12 protein-coding genes are annotated in these 14044 nt (G+C 73.0%); 5 read left to right on the top strand and 7 right to left on the bottom strand.

Annotated elements, in window-relative coordinates; all coding sequences use genetic code 11:
* The gene (locus ACH4ZX_RS37115) at positions 1–1365 is read right to left on the bottom strand and encodes an NAD(P)/FAD-dependent oxidoreductase (RefSeq protein ID WP_398282805.1); all 1365 of its coding nucleotides are present in this window, start codon (positions 1363–1365) and stop codon (positions 1–3) included.
* 81 nt (positions 1366–1446) lie between these two features.
* The gene (locus tag ACH4ZX_RS37110; protein ID WP_360759376.1) at positions 1447–1704 is read right to left on the bottom strand and encodes an acyl carrier protein; all 258 of its coding nucleotides are present in this window, start codon (positions 1702–1704) and stop codon (positions 1447–1449) included.
* Between the two features lie 160 nt (positions 1705–1864).
* Between ACH4ZX_RS37110 and ACH4ZX_RS37105 the strand changes: the two genes are divergently transcribed.
* Positions 1865–3313, top strand: a complete 1449-nt coding sequence (locus ACH4ZX_RS37105; RefSeq protein WP_398282803.1) for a 4'-phosphopantetheinyl transferase family protein — start codon at positions 1865–1867, stop codon at positions 3311–3313.
* The gene (locus ACH4ZX_RS37100; protein WP_398282801.1) at positions 3304–4104 is read left to right on the top strand and encodes a thioesterase II family protein; all 801 of its coding nucleotides are present in this window, start codon (positions 3304–3306) and stop codon (positions 4102–4104) included. Before ACH4ZX_RS37105 ends, ACH4ZX_RS37100 begins: the two co-directional genes overlap by 10 nt.
* Positions 4105–4192: 88 nt before the next feature.
* Here ACH4ZX_RS37100 and ACH4ZX_RS37095 read toward each other — a convergent pair whose 3' ends face one another.
* The 5 genes from ACH4ZX_RS37095 to ACH4ZX_RS37075 form a co-directional block, all read right to left on the bottom strand.
* Positions 4193–4774 (bottom strand): flavin reductase family protein, encoded by a 582-nt coding sequence (locus tag ACH4ZX_RS37095; protein ID WP_398282799.1) that lies wholly within the window; start codon positions 4772–4774, stop codon positions 4193–4195.
* Positions 4775–4780: 6 nt separating this feature from the next.
* On the bottom strand, positions 4781–6256 hold the full coding sequence (locus ACH4ZX_RS37090; RefSeq protein WP_398282797.1) for an amino acid adenylation domain-containing protein: 1476 nt from the start codon (positions 6254–6256) through the stop codon (positions 4781–4783).
* Complete coding sequence (locus tag ACH4ZX_RS37085; RefSeq protein ID WP_398282795.1) at positions 6253–7386, bottom strand: acyl-CoA dehydrogenase family protein; 1134 nt, start codon at positions 7384–7386, stop codon at positions 6253–6255. The genes ACH4ZX_RS37090 and ACH4ZX_RS37085 overlap by 4 nt, the downstream gene beginning before the upstream one ends.
* A gap of 52 nt (positions 7387–7438) precedes the next feature.
* Complete coding sequence (locus ACH4ZX_RS37080; protein ID WP_398282793.1) at positions 7439–8854, bottom strand: citrate/2-methylcitrate synthase; 1416 nt, start codon at positions 8852–8854, stop codon at positions 7439–7441.
* Positions 8855–9046: 192 nt separating this feature from the next.
* The gene (locus tag ACH4ZX_RS37075) at positions 9047–10369 is read right to left on the bottom strand and encodes a cation:proton antiporter (RefSeq protein ID WP_398282791.1); all 1323 of its coding nucleotides are present in this window, start codon (positions 10367–10369) and stop codon (positions 9047–9049) included.
* 294 nt (positions 10370–10663) lie between these two features.
* Here ACH4ZX_RS37075 and ccrA point away from each other — a divergent pair, with 294 nt between their 5' ends.
* Genes ccrA through ACH4ZX_RS37060 form a run of 3 tightly spaced genes read left to right on the top strand, consistent with a single transcriptional unit; the run spans position 10664 to position 14025 of the window.
* A complete protein-coding gene (gene ccrA / locus ACH4ZX_RS37070; RefSeq protein ID WP_398282789.1) occupies positions 10664–12043 on the top strand; it encodes a crotonyl-CoA carboxylase/reductase in 1380 nt (459 codons plus the stop codon).
* A complete protein-coding gene (locus ACH4ZX_RS37065; RefSeq protein ID WP_398282787.1) occupies positions 12040–13824 on the top strand; it encodes a 3-hydroxyacyl-CoA dehydrogenase family protein in 1785 nt (594 codons plus the stop codon). The genes ccrA and ACH4ZX_RS37065 overlap by 4 nt, the downstream gene beginning before the upstream one ends.
* A gap of 33 nt (positions 13825–13857) precedes the next feature.
* On the top strand, positions 13858–14025 hold the full coding sequence (locus ACH4ZX_RS37060) for a hypothetical protein (protein WP_398282785.1): 168 nt from the start codon (positions 13858–13860) through the stop codon (positions 14023–14025).
* Positions 14026–14044: the final 19 nt, after the last annotated feature.

Below are 14044 nucleotides of genomic sequence, written 5' to 3'. Positions count from 1 at the left end.
CTAGAACTTGGCCGCGGCGGAGGGGGCCTTGAGCTTGCCCAGGTACTTGTGCCACAGGTGGGTGGGGTCCTTCTCCACCGCTTCGACGATCTCCCGCATCGCCGCGAGGGCCTTGGGCTCGCCGTCGTACACGTCGCCCTGGAGCATCTTCAGGACGTCCAGGCGGTAGCGCGGGTCCTGGACGAACGCCGTGAAGAGGATGTTCAGGCGGTAGTAGATCGAGATGAACTCGTACCAGTTGCTCACCGCGCTGCGCAGCGTCTTCACGTAGGTGTCGAAGCGCTCCTTGCGGAAGTCGCCGGCCTCGTGGGCGGCGATGATGTCCGCCGCGGCCAGGCGGGCGCTGTTGAGCGCCACGCTCACGCCGCTGGAGAAGATCGGGTCGACGAACCGGGCCGCGTCGCCGATCATCACGAGCGAGTCGTCCGCGATCTTCGTCAGGGCGTAGCTGTAGTCGCCCTCGGACTTGAACGGCTTGACCTGGCGGGCGTTCTGCAGGGCCTCCTTGAGCGCCGGGCGGCTGCCGACGGTGTCCCAGAAGAAGGTCTCCAGGTCGTTCTTGGCGGCCTTGAAGCGGGCCTTCTGCGTCACCACACCTATGGACGTGATGGTGTCGGTGATCGGGATCTGCCAGACCCAGGTGTCCTCGAGCGGCAGGAAGTGGATGAAGATGTAGTCGGCCTGGTCCTTGTTGACCGCGAGGGCCTTGCGGTCGAAGTCGTCGAACCAGGTGTGCACCGCGTACTGGTTGAAGACCGGGTCCGGCTCCTTGCACTTGAGCTGGGCGCCCATCATGGTGCGGCGGCCGCTGGCGTCGACCACCATGCGGACGGGCACGCCGATCGGCTGGTTGCCCACCTTGGCCTCGAGGACCGGCCGGTCGCGGTCGGAGAAGTCGACGCGGTTGACGCGGACGCCGTGGTACACCTTCGCGCCCAGGCTCTCGGCGTGCTGCAGCAGGATCTGGTCGAACTTGCCGCGGTCCACGTGGAAGGTGTGGTCCCGGTCGACGCCGTTCTGGTCCCGCTCGCTGAAGAGGACCTCGGCGGAGCGGAAGTCGTGGTCCAGCCCGGTGAACCCGTTGTGCGGGATGTCCCTGTCCTCCGCGGACGTCCAGGCGGCGCCGTACTTCTTGGGGAAGCCCGCGGCCTCCACCTTCTCCATCGCTCCGGTCTCGATGAGCACCGGGGTGGTGGCCGGGACGAGGGACTCGCCGACGTGCTCGCGCGGAAAGGTCTCCGATTCGAAGACCACCACGGACAGGCCCGCCTTGGCGAGGTACGCGGCCGCCGTCGCACCGGCCGGACCGCCGCCGATGATGCCGATGTCGTAGTCGTAGCCGTTGTTCTCGGATGCCTCGGACAACGTGATCTCCTGTCGTGATGTGGTGTCGGGCGCGTTCCGCGGCGGCCGCTCAGGTCGCGTGCCGGCCGTGCGCACGCGGGGTCAGCGGAGGGTCAGCACCAGGTCGGTGATGCTGTCCAGGTTCTGGAAGTTGCCGCCGGTGAGCTCGGTCGGCGGGATGGTGGTCCCCAGCTCGTCACGGATGAACGTGAGCAGCTGAGCCGTGTTCACCGAGGTGAGGATCCCCCACTCCAGCAGGGGGGTGTCCGCGGCCAGGCCCTGCGAGTCGGGGTCGGAGAGCAGCCGTTCCTGGACGAACTCGGTGAGCTGGGAGAGCAGTTCTTCGCGGTCACTGGCCACGCCGTGCCTCCTTGAGACGCGTTGAGAAGTGGTGCCGGCGAGAAGCTCAACACTCGTAGATTTCAACGCATGATGATGTCATTTCCTGATGAACTCTACTAGTGTTGAGTTCCGCGTCAAGTGGCCAACCGCGACTGGCCGGACGAGGGTTGGAGGCCCGATGAACCGAGCACGGAACGGTCCGCCGCCAGGTGAGACGCACGTCTGGGTGGTCCCCGAACCCGGCCCCGGGCCCCGGCGGGAGGCGCTGGTGCAGCGCTGCGCCGGGCTGCTGGCACCCGAGGAACGGCGCCGCTTCGGCCGGATCGTCCCCTCCGCCCGCACGCTGTACGCCTGCTCGCACGCCGCGCTGCGGGCGGTCACGGCGCTGTACTCGGGCCGCAGCCCCGACCGCGTCGCCTTCGTCCGGGGGAAGCTCGGCAAGCCGTACGTCAGCGGTGACCCCGGGCTGCGGGTCAGCCTGTCCCACACCGACGGCCTGGCGCTCGTCGCGGTGAGCCGGGACGGCCCCGTCGGCGTCGACGTGGAACGCGTCACGCCGCTGCACGACCCGGCCGGCCTGCGCCGCCAGATCCTCTCCCCGTGGGAGGACCCGCGCTGTCCCGGCAGCGCCGAAGACCCGTCGCACGGTGCTCTGTTCACGCACTGGACGTGCAAGGAGGCGGTCCTGAAGGCGCTGGGCACCGGCCTGGCCGGCGACCTCACGGCGGTGTGGGTCGCGCCGGGCGAGCGCCGCGGCGGCCCGGTGCGCGTCCACCGCGCCCCCGGCGACCCCGGGCGCGCCTGGCGCCTGTGGCTGATCGACGCGGGCCCCGGATTCCGCGCGGCGGTCGCCGTGGCGGGCGGCGGCGACGTGGTACGGGTCCTCGGCCGCCTCCCCGGCCACGACGACGGGCTCCTCGCGGCGGCCGCCCCCGGTGACGCCGGCCCGCTCGCCCCGGAGCCGACGGACATCCGGACCCTGGTCACGGCAGGGGCGGGCGTGCGTCTCCTCGCCCCCTCCACCGCCGTTCACCCAGCTCCCTCCACGGCCGGTCACCTGGTCTCGTCCACGGCCGGTCACCTCGGCCCGTCCACGGCCGGTCACCTCGGCCCGTCCAGCGCCGGTCACTTCGGCCCGTCCACGGCCGGTCACCTCGGCCCGTCTACGGCCGGTCGCCTCGACTCGTCTACGGCCGGTCACCTCGGCCCGTCCACGGCCGGTCGCCTCGGCTCGTCCACGGCCGGTCACTCCGACCCGTCCACGGCCGGTCGCCTCGCCCCGTCCAGCGCCGTTCACCTCGCCCCTGCCACCGCGGCCTCCCGTGCGCCCGCCGCCCCCGACCTGCGCGCGTCCGCCGCCCCCCGGAGCACCCCCCGCTCCCCGCACCCCGCGGCCCCCCTTCCCATGGCCCCGCACCCCGCGGCCGCGCATTCCACAGCCGCGCGCCCCGCGAGCCCGCACTCCACAGCCGCGCACCCCGCGAGCCCGCACTCCACAGCGCCGCAACCCGCGGCCCCGCCCCCCGCGGCCCCGCACCCCGCGGCCCCGCACCCCCCGCCCACTCCCGCGCCGGTGCCCTCCGTGGTCGGCGTGGCTCAGCAGAAGGAGATCCCGTCATGCAGGTGAGCCCTCCCGGCGCGACCGCCGCCGTGCCACCCGCCGCTCCCGCCGCTCCCGCCGCTCCCACAGCTCCAGTCGCTCCCGCCGACGCGCCGGCGCTGTTGTGCCTGCCGTACGCCGGCGGGGCCGCCCAGGCCTTCACCGGACTGCGCACCGCCCTGTCCGCGGCCGCGCGCACCGAGCTGCTCGAACTGCCCGGTCACGGGCGCCGGATGGCCGAGCCCGTGCGCGACGACTTCGGAGAGGTCCTGAACGACCTGGTGCGCTCCTCCGCGCCGCACACCACCGGCCACTACGTCCTGCTCGGATACAGCATGGGCGCCGCCTTCGCCTACGAACTGGCGCGTCACTGGAGCGCGTTGGGCCGGCCGCCGAGCGGTGTCGTGCTCGTCGGCCGCAACGGGCCCACCGCCCGGCAGACCTTCCCCGACATCCACCGGCTCGCCGCCCCGGCCTTCCTGGACGCGGTCCGCCGGCTCGGCGGCACCCCGCCGCAGCTCTTCGAACGCCCGGAGCTGATCGAGCTGTTCGCCCCGGTGCTGCGCGCCGACTTCACCCTGTCGGAGACGTACGAGGCGCTGCCCGGACCGCCGCTCGGCTGCCCGCTGTGGGTGTGCGCCGGCACCGACGACCCGATGGTGGACGACGCGGGCCTGCGCGACTGGGAGAACCACGCCTCGGGGGACGTCTGCATCGAGTGGCTGCCCGGCGGCCACTTCCTGCTCGACGACGCGGCGTTCCACGCCTACGTCGGCGGAGTCCTGCGCGCGCTGCCGCGGCCGCGCGCCCGGTGCTGAGAGGGCCCGGCCGCACCACGGCCGGGCACCGCGACGCCGCCGGCCTTCCCCGCAACGCAGGGGGAAGGCCGGCGGCGTCGCGGGCTGCTCAGGCGGCCGGCTGGGCGGTCACCTCCGAGAACTGGGCCCGCCAGTACGCCAGCGGCGTGTGCGTCGTGCTGACGTCGCCGTGCACCAGGCGCCCGATCAGGATCTGGTGGTCGCCCGCCAGATAGCTGCTGGTCAGGATGCACTCGGCGGTGGCCACGTTGGCGTCGAGGACCGGCGCGGCGATCCGTTTGCCCGGGCTCCAGGCCACGCCCGAGAACCGCTCGGGCACCGGCGAGGCGAACGTCCTGGCGGTCTCGGCCATCCCGGAGGACAGGAAGTTCACCGCGAAGACGGAACTCTCGTGGATGGCCTCCAGCGTGCCGCTGGGATGCTTGACGCACACCAGCAGCAGCGGCGGGGAGGCCGAGACGCTGCACACCGCGCTGCACGTCAGGCCGCGCGGTTCGCCGTCGGAGGTGACGCTGGTGACCACGCTGACGCCGGTGGGCAGCGACCCCATCACCGAACGGAAGGTGTGCAGGTCGACCTGGTCAGGCAGGGTAAGGGAGGAACGGAGTTGTTCGGGCATCTGTAGATCCTCGTCGTCGGTGAGGCCCAGGAACGCCAGGGCCGCGGACATCGCAGGTCACCCCGGATCGACGGCCGTGATGCGCTCCACCAGGGCCTGACGGTCCGTCTTGCCGTTCGCCGTGAGCGGGAACGCGTCGACGACGTGCACCGCGTCCACCACCATGTACAGCGGCAGCCGGCTGGCGCAGTCGCGCTTGAGTTCCAGCAGGCCCGGCGCCTTGGGGCCCTCGGGCACCACCACGGCGTGGATGCGCGCGTCCAGGCCGCTGCCCACGACCACGCACGCCGCGGCCCGCACCCTCGGGTGCGCGGCGACCACGGACTCGACGTCGCCCAGTTCGATCCGGTGGCCGCGCACCTTCACCATCTGGTCGCGCCGGCCCACGTACTCCAGCATCCCGTCCGGGCCCATCCGCCCGATGTCCCCGGTGAAGTACGGGCCCTGCTGCGGCTCGCGGCCCCAGTAGCCGAGCATCACCGTCGGGCCGCTCACCACGATCTCGCCCTCGCGCGCCCGCGGCGGATGCAGCCGGATGCGGTCGCCGGAGGCGGGCGCGCCGATCGGCAGCGCGCGGGTGCTGCCCAGGTCCCGCTCGGTGACCTCGTAGCTCGTGCACACGTTGGTCTCGGTCGGCCCGTACCAGTTGAACATCCGCACGTCCGGCCACGCCTTGCGCAGCTCGTGCACCTGCTGGATCGGGAAGGGCTCGCCGGCGAAGACGCACACCCGCAGCGCCTCGGGCGGGTCACCGGCCAGCAGGTCCCCGCGCTGCATCATCAGGACCAGCGCCGACGGCACCGAGTACCAGACGCTGATCCGCTGCTCGCGCAGCAGCGCGCCGAGCTGGGCCGGGTCGTAGGCGAGGCCCTCGGGGATCAGGAAGACCGAGGCGCCCGCCTGGAAGGCGCCGTACAGGTCGAAGACGGACAGGTCGAAGTTGAACGGGGCGTGGTTGGAGAGCAGGTCCGCGTCGGTGAGCCCGGTCTCGGCGACGGCCCAGCGGACGAAGGACAGGGCGTTGCGGTGGCTGATGCACACGCCCTTGGGCTCGCCCGTGGAACCGGACGTGTACAGGATGTAGGCCGGGTCGTCGGGCTGGTTGTCGTGCACGGGCGGGGCGTCCGCGGCGGGCGCCTCGTCGCGTACGTCGTCGAAGGCGGCCAGCGGCAGCGCATCGGGCCAGCCGGCGTCGGCGGCGCGGCGGACGCCGTCGGCGTCGGCCACCACCAGGGCCGGGGAGCAGCCCTCGGCGATGCGCTGGACGCGGGCGGCCGGGTTGTTGGCGCTGACCGGGACGTAGACCGCGCCGACGCGCAGCGCCCCCTGCATCAGGGCGACGGCGTCCACGGTCTTGTGGGTCCACAGCACCACCCGGTCGCCGGGCCGCACACCGCGCCGGTGCAGCGCGGCGGCGTAACGGTCGGCGAGTTCGTCCAGCTCCCCGTAGCTGTGCACGCCCTGGGAGGTGCGCACGGCCGGGGAGTCAGGGGCGCGCCGTGCGGAGTCGATGACGAGTTGGTGGAGCCTCACAGCCCTATCTCCTTCACTATCAGTTGGCGCTGGATGTCGGAGGTACCGGAGAAGATCGTGCTGGGCACGGCGTCGCGCAGGACGGCCTCGATGCCGTCCTCGCGCAGGTATCCGCGCCCTCCGAAGACCCGTACGGCGTCGGCGGCGGAGGCCAGGACGCCCTCGGAGACGGCCAGTTTCGACAGGGCGATCTCCAGCACGGACGACTCGCCCCGGTCCATCGACCAGCAGGCCCGGTACAACAGCAGCCGGGCGCTCTCCAGCCGCAGCTTGATGTCGGCGATGCGGTTGGACACCGACTGGAACTCGCCGATGCGGCGGCCGAACTGGCGCCGCTCGCGGGCGTGCGCCACGCACTGCTCCACGAGCCGGTCCAGCAGCCCCACGTAGAGGGCGAACAGGCAGGCCCGCTCCCAGCCCATGGAGTGCTGGAAGATCGCCGCGCCCGCGCCGACGCCGCCGAGCACCTGCTCATCGGGGACGAAGCAGTCCTCGAAGGTGATCGCGCCGGCCGGGCAGGAGAGCATGCCCATCTTCTCGTACGGCTGCCCGACGACGAGCCCGTCGGCGCCGCGTTCCACGACGAAGCCGGTCACGCCGAGGAAGCCCGCCTTGGGGTTCACGGTCCCGTACGTCACGAACACGTCGGCGGCCGGCCCGTTGCTGACGAAGCTCTTGGTGCCGTTGAGCAGGTACCCGCCGTCGACCGCGGTCGCCGTCACGGTGAGCCGTGAGGAGTCCGAACCGGCGTCGGGCTCGGTCATCGCGTTGCCCGCGATGAGCCGGCCGGCGGCCAGCTCGGGCAGCAGCCGGCGCCGCACCGGCTCGCTGCCGAACTCGGCGATCGGCACGGCGCAGGCGAAGGTGTGGGCCGAGGCCGCGAACACCAGGCCGGTGTCCAGGCAGCCGCGGCCCACCGCCTCCACCACGCGGGCGGTGTCCAGCGCGCCGAGGCCGCGCCCGCCGTACTCCTGGGGCAGGCAGGCCCCGAGCATGCCGATCTCGCCGAGGCGCAGCCAGTCCTTGCGGCTGTAGAACCCGCCGTCCGGCGGCGCGGGGAAGGCGGCCCGGGTGGCCGCCAGCACCTCGTCGTAGCGCGCCTGTTGCTCTTCGTTCCAGCCGAACTCCACGTCTACTCCTGGGGTACGGGGAAGGCGGCGCCCTCCCGCCGTCGGTCGGTGGTCAGTTGTGCCCGGGCCCGAGGGCCTTGGGCAGCCGCAGGTTGCGCGGGCCGACGTAGCGCAGGCGCGGGTGGATGCGCCCCTGCTGGGCCCGCTGTTCCTCGACGTGCGCGAGCCACCCGGGGACCCGGGCGGCGGCGAACATGGGGACGAACAGGTCGGAGGGCATGCCGAGCATGTGGTAGATGGCGGCGGCGTAGCAGTCCACGGTCAGGTAGGGGCGGGGCCCCTTCGACGGGTGGGCGGCGGTCCGCACGGCGTCCAGCACCTCCAGGACGCGCTGGCCGTCGGGGCCGCCGCGCAGCCGCCGGGCCGCCTCGCGCAGCGGCCGGACCCGGGGGTCCTCCTCGGCGTACGAACCGTGCCGGGCGCGCCCCTCGCGGGCCTGGTCGACGCGGCCGCGCAGGTAGGCGGCGGCGGCGGACGGGCTGTCGCCCTGCCTGGCCAGCTCGATGACCTGGTGGGCGGCGCCGCCGTGCAGCGGGCCGGTGAAGGTGGCGAGCGCCACGGTCATGGTGGCGAAGGTGTCGGCGCCGGTGCCGGCCGCGACGCGGGCGGCGAACGCCGATGCGTTGCAGCCGTGTTCGGCCTGGAGGATGAGGCACAGGTCGACCAGCTTCACCCGCTCCGGGTCGCGGGGCAGGCCCAGCATGTGCAGGATGTTCTCCGCGTGCGACAACTCCGGTTCGGGGCGCGGGAGTTTGCGCCCGGTACGGGCCGCCTGCTGGATGGCGAAGATGGTCGGGATGCGGGCGACGAGCCGTTCCCCGAGGTCGATGTGGGCCGCCGGGTCGGCGTCGGCCTCCGCGGCGACCGCGAGCGCAGACACCGCCGTGCGCAGCACCGAGGACGTGCTGCAGCCCGAGTTCAGCACGAGGTTGGTGGCGACCATGGAGGGCAGTTCCCGCGCGGCCGCCAGCCGGGCGCGGAAGGCGGTCAGCTCGTCCTGGTCGGGCAGCCAGCCCCGGATCAGCAGGTGGACGACCTCCTCGAACGTCACCCGGCCGATCAGCTCCTGGACGGGATAGCCGCGGTAGGCCAGCCGGCCGCGCGCCGGGTCCACCTCGGAGATGCCGGTCTCGCCGATCACCATCTCGGAGGGGGTCTCGGGGACCGGGGCCGGCCGGTCGGCCGGTCCGGGCAGGGGAGGGGCGATGGCGGAGGCGTCCCGCGGGGCCTTCATCGAGCTGAGCTCGGCCAGCCGTTCGTCGTAGAACTCGCGCAACTGGCCCACGGAGTCGATGCGTTCGATGAGGTGGTCGTCGAGGGTGGTGCCCAGTTCGTGTTCCAGGTGGACCTGGAGCTCCACGGCGCTGAGGTCGTCCCAGCTGGCCACGGCGCGGAGCTGCATCTCGTCGCCGATGAACTCCGACGGCATGTCGAAGACCCGGGACAGCGTGCTGATGACGGGGTGCACCTGGACCATCTCCTTGTCTGGACGTCGCTTCTGTCGTTCCGGACGCCGCTCGTCGTGCGGGTGCCGTTCGGGGCCTCGCGGCCCGCACCCGTGGGCCGGGCCGGCGGCCGGCGGCCGGCGAGACCCGCGGCCGCTCGCCGGGCCGGACCGGGCCCGCGGCCGGTCACCCGGCCAGGTCGGGCCCGCGGCCGGTCACCCGGCCAGGTCGGTGGCCTGCTCCGCGGGTTCGGGCATGCGGACCACGGAGGCGGTGTGGCGCGAGGCGACCAGGCCGAGCCGGTGGGGGAAGAGGTGGGGCAGCAACGGGCCGGTCATCGCCGTGGTGATCAGCGCCATGAGGACCATCTCGGTGAACAGCGTCTGGTCGAGCACGCCGAGGTTGAGCCCCACGCCGAGGATGATCAGTTCGGTCAGGCCGCGGGTGTTCATCAGCACGCCCACGCCGGTGGACTCCCGCCAGCTCAGGCCGAACGACCTGGCGGGCAGGCCGCCGCCGAGCAGCTTGCCGCACATCGCGGCGCAGAGGATGAGGGCCAGCTCGCCCCAGGCGGTCGGCGACATGTCCGCGATGTCGACGGAGAGCCCGGTGACGATGAAGTACACCGGCAGCATCAGCTCCCCGGCGTGCTGCAGCGGCCGGAGCATCCGCTCCTCCAGCAGGACGTGCGGTTTGCGCGGCATGACCAGGCCGAAGGCGAAGGCGCCGAAGATGGGGTGGATGCCGATCTTCGAGGTGGTGTACGCAGAGAGCAGCAGGCCCGCCGTGACCAGGGTCGCGAGGTGGACTCCGGAGCCCCTCCGGACCATCCGGGTCACCGCGCGGGCGAGCAGCGGACGGACGACGACGATCATGGCGGCGCCGTAACCGGCCGACATCCACAGGGTGTCGGTGAACCCGGTCGGGCCGGACGCGGTGACCACCGCGACCACGGCGGCCAGCAGGCACCAGGCGAGCACGTCGCCGAAGGCCGCGCTGGTCAGGGCGAGCGCGCCGACCGCCGTACGGCTGATGCCGTTGTCCTTGAGGATGCGGGCCAGCACCGGGAACGCCGTGATCGACATGCTGACGCCGAGGTAGAGGGTGAAGGAGGTCATCGGGACCTTCTCGCCGTCGACCACCGAGTGGTTGTGGTAGAGGAGCGCGGCGACGCCCATGCCGAGGATCAGCGGCGTGAGGATGCTGCCCGCCGTGACGGCGGCCACCGAGCTCTTGCGGCGGCGCATGGAGGCCCAGTCCAGCTCCCATCCGACGGTGAACATGAATAAGAGAAGGCCCAGTTGGGCCACCATCGACAGCAAGGGCCGCACGTCGTCCGGGAAAAGACGGTGCGTCAGGTCACCCGGCAGCAGTCCGAGCAGGCTCGGGCCGAGCAGGATGCCCGCGGTGATCTCGCCGATGACGGCAGGCTGACGGACTCTGCGTGCCAGGTGCGCCAGGGCGGTGCCCGCGATCAGGATGCCCGCGATGCCGGCGATGGCGGTGGCCTGCAGAGACTCGAGCTGGTGCGGTGTCACGGCAGCTCCCTCGGGTGCCTGGTAAGAGGAACAAAATTCAACGACCAAGGAACTCAACTGATGGTGAGTTTTGCATGCCGGGCGATGTCGGACAAGGGGCGTCCGGGCGTGGGGGCGCGTCGCGGGTGGGTCGCGGGTGGGTCGCGGGTGGGTCGGGACGGGGCTTGCCGGGGTCCTGGCTTCGTGTAAAACTCCTTGCCTGTTGAGTTCATTCTCTGTTGAGTTCTTCTCCGGTGGGAAGTCGGGTCCGCCTCGGCACGCACCGGCGGGAACCGCGGAAGGTGGTGCCTGCTCATGCGCGAACTGGTGGAGGCGATCGAGTCCCCGGACTCGGTGCCGGCCGACGTGGCGGCCCTGGGGGTTCCCGACTCCTACCGGGCGGCCGTGCTGCACAAGGCGGACGCGGGCATGTTCGACGGCGTGCCGCTGCACGACCGGAAACCCGCCGACTCCTTGCACATCGAGGAGGTGCCCACCCCCGAACCGGGCCCCGGCGAGGTCCTGGTGGCGGTCATGGCGAGCGCCGTGAACTACAACACGGTCTGGAGCGCCCTGTTCGCACCGGTGCCCACCTTCGCCATGCTGGAGCGGTACGCCCGGCTCGGCGGCCTCGCCGCCCGCCACGACCGGCCGTATCACGTCCTCGGCTCCGACCTGGCCGGCGTCGTCGTCAAGCGCGGCCCCGGCGTACGGCGCTGGAACGTCGGCGACCGCGTGGTGGCGCACTGCGTCTCCGTCGAACTCGAGGCCGCCGAAGGCCACAACGACCCCATGCTCGACCCCGAGCAGCGCATCTGGGGCTACGAGACCAACTACGGCGGCCTCGCCGACCTGGCGCTGGTCAAGGCGACCCAGCTGCTGCCCAAGGCGGAGCACCTCACCTGGGAGGAGGCCGCCGCACCGGGCCTGGTGAACTCCACCGCCTACCGCCAGCTCGTCACGCCCAACGGGGCCGGCATGAAGCAGGGCGACAACGTGCTGATCTGGGGCGCCGTCGGCGGCCTCGGCTCCTACGCCACCCAGCTCGCGCTGGCGGGCGGCGCGAACCCGATCTGCGTCGTCTCCTCACCCGAGAAGGCCGCCCTGGCACGCTCGCTGGGCGCCGAGCTGATCATCGACCGGAACGCGGAGGGCTACCGCTTCTGGAGCGACCCGCACACCCAGGACCAGAAGGAGTGGAAGCGCTTCGGCTCCCGCATCCGCGAACTGACCGGCGGCGAGGACGTCGACATCGTCTTCGAGCACCCCGGCCGCGAGACCTTCGGCGCCTCCGTCTACGTCACCCGCAAGGGGGGCACCATCGTCACCTGCGCCTCCACCGCCGGATACGTCCACGAGTACGACAACCGCTACCTGTGGATGTCGCTGAAGCGGATCATCGGCACGCACTGCGCCAACTACCGCGAGGCGTGGGAGGCCAACCGCCTCATCGCCAAGGGCAGGATCCACCCCACCCTGTCCCGCACCTACGCCCTCGACGACGTCGCCCGCGCCGTGGAGTCCATCCACCGCAACGAACACCACGGCAAGGTCGGCGTGCTCTGCCTGGCACCGGGCGAGGGCCTGGGCGTCCGCGACCCCGAGCTGCGCGCCCGCCACGAACCGGCCCTGCACCGCTTCCGGGAGACGGCCACCCCGTCGGACCGGGCCCGGCTGAGCGGGGTGGCGGCATGAGCGCGGCGGCCAACCGGGAACCGGACGGCACCCGACAGCCGGCAGCCGCCCGGCGACCCGCGGCCGCCGAGGAGCCGGGCGGCGCCGCGCTCGGGATCGTCGGCGTCGGCGCCATCGGCGGGGCGCTGGTGCGCCGGGCCGTGCTCGCCGGGCACGCCGTCGTCGTACGGGATCCGCGCCCCGACGCGCGGGCCCGGCTCACCGAGCTGTTCGACACGCCCGAGCAGGCGCGGGCCGCCGGCCGGCACATCCGGCTCGCCCGCGACTGGGCGGAGTTCGCCGGGGCGCGCGTCGTGGTCGAGGCGGTGCCCGAGCGGCGGGACGTCAAGACCGAGGTGCTGCGCGAACTGGACCGGGTCTGCCCGCCCGACACCGTCCTCGCCACCACCGCCTCGGCGCTCTCCCTCACCGACCTCGCGGCGGCCTCCGGGCGGCCCGGACGGCTCGTCGGCCTGCACCTGCCGCTGCCCGCCGCCGGCCTCGCGGAGATCGGCCGCACCGTCATCGCCGACGCCTCCGCCGTGGCACGCGTCCGCGAACTGGTGCGCGCGCTGGGCCTGGAGGCCGTGACCCTGGGCGACCGCCCCGGCCTGGTCTCCGCCTCGCTCCTGTTCGGCTTCCTCAACCAGGCCGTCACGATGTACGAGCGGCGGGCCGCCGGACGCGACGACATCGACGCCGCCATGCGGTACGGCTGCGGGCTGCCCAGCGGCCCGTTCGAACTCCTCGACGTCATCGGCACCGACACCGCCTGCGACGTCCTCGACGCGCTGGCCGCCCGCTACGACGAGCCCGCCTTCGAACCCGCCCGCCGGCTGCGCCACATGGCCCTGGCCGGCCTGCACGGCCGCAAGTCCGGCCGCGGCTTCTACGACTACCGCGAACCGTCCGACGTCGGCCCCGCCGCCGCCCGCCGGTCGCAGGGCGCGTCCCCGGTGCGCCGGGTCGGCGTCGTCGGCACCGGCACCATGGCCACCGGCATCGCCGAGGTCTTCGCCAAGGCCGGCGTCGACACGCTCATCGTCGGCCGGAGCGACGAGCGCGCCAAGTCCGCCTGGGACGCGGTCGCCGCCTCCACCGGACGCGCGGTGCGCCGCGGCAAGCTCACCGAGGCGGACCAGACGGCCGCGCTGGAGCGGCTGGCGCCGGCCGGCGACCTGGACCGGCTCGCCGACCGCGACCTGGTGATCGAGGCCGTCGCGGAGGACCTGGCGGTGAAGAAACCGCTGTTCGCCCGCCTCGGCGCGGTCGGCAGGCCCGGCGCCCTGCTCGCGACGACCACCTCCAGCCTGCCGGTGATCGAGTGCGGGCTGGCCTCCGGGCGGCCCGAGGACGTCATCGGCCTGCACTTCTTCAACCCGGCGCCGGTGATGCGGCTCGTCGAGGTCATCCCCTCCCTGGAGACCGCGCCCCGGCACGTCGACACCGCCCGGGAGGTGTGCCGGCGGCTCGGCAAGCACCCGGTGCAGTGCATGGACCGGCCCGGCTTCATCGTCAACGCGCTCCTGTTCCCCTACCTCAACGGCGCGGTACGGCTCGCCGAGAGCCACTACGCCGGCGCCGACGAGATCGACGCCGTGATGAGGCTGGGCTGCGGCTATCCGCTCGGGCCGTTCGAACTGCTCGACGTGATCGGCCTCGACGTGTCGCTCAGCATCCAGCGCGTCCTGCACGACGCCGACCGCCGCCCCGGGACCGTGCCCGCACCCCTGCTGGGCCACCTGGTGGCGGCCGGCCGGGCGGGACGCAAGACGGGCGCCGGCTTCCGGGTCTACGGCTGAGCCGGGCCACCCCGGCAGGACAGGGAGAACCCCATGAAGAGCACGGGCCCCGAATCCACCGCCCACGGCGACGCGGCGGACGCCCTCGCCTGGGCGCTGCTGGCCGAACTGATCGGCTGGTCACCGACGTCCGCGGACGTCCTGCCCCCGCACCCGCCGCACACCCCGACGACCCCCGCGGAACAAGGGGAGGACCGATGACGACGACCAGGGCACACCG

Origin of the sequence: Streptomyces sp. NPDC020490 (assembly GCF_044335305.1) — a bacterium.
Classification (GTDB): Bacteria; Actinomycetota; Actinomycetes; order Streptomycetales; family Streptomycetaceae; genus Streptomyces.
The sequence above is the reverse complement of the archived record's forward strand: the minus strand, read 5'-3'. Positions and strand labels throughout refer to the sequence as shown.

Bases quoted from the DNA above. Each gene is read 5' to 3' on its own strand.
- ACH4ZX_RS37105 (WP_398282803.1), top strand. From the start codon at position 1,865: ATGAACCGAGCACGGAACGGTCCGCCGCCAGGTGAGACGCACGTCTGG.
- ACH4ZX_RS37100 (WP_398282801.1), top strand. From the start codon at position 3,304: ATGCAGGTGAGCCCTCCCGGCGCGACCGCCGCCGTGCCACCCGCCGCT.
- ACH4ZX_RS37095 (WP_398282799.1), bottom strand. From the start codon at position 4,774: ATGTCCGCGGCCCTGGCGTTCCTGGGCCTCACCGACGACGAGGATCTA.
- ccrA (WP_398282789.1), top strand. From the start codon at position 10,664: ATGCGCGAACTGGTGGAGGCGATCGAGTCCCCGGACTCGGTGCCGGCC.
- ACH4ZX_RS37065 (WP_398282787.1), top strand. From the start codon at position 12,040: ATGAGCGCGGCGGCCAACCGGGAACCGGACGGCACCCGACAGCCGGCA.
- ACH4ZX_RS37060 (WP_398282785.1), top strand. From the start codon at position 13,858: ATGAAGAGCACGGGCCCCGAATCCACCGCCCACGGCGACGCGGCGGAC.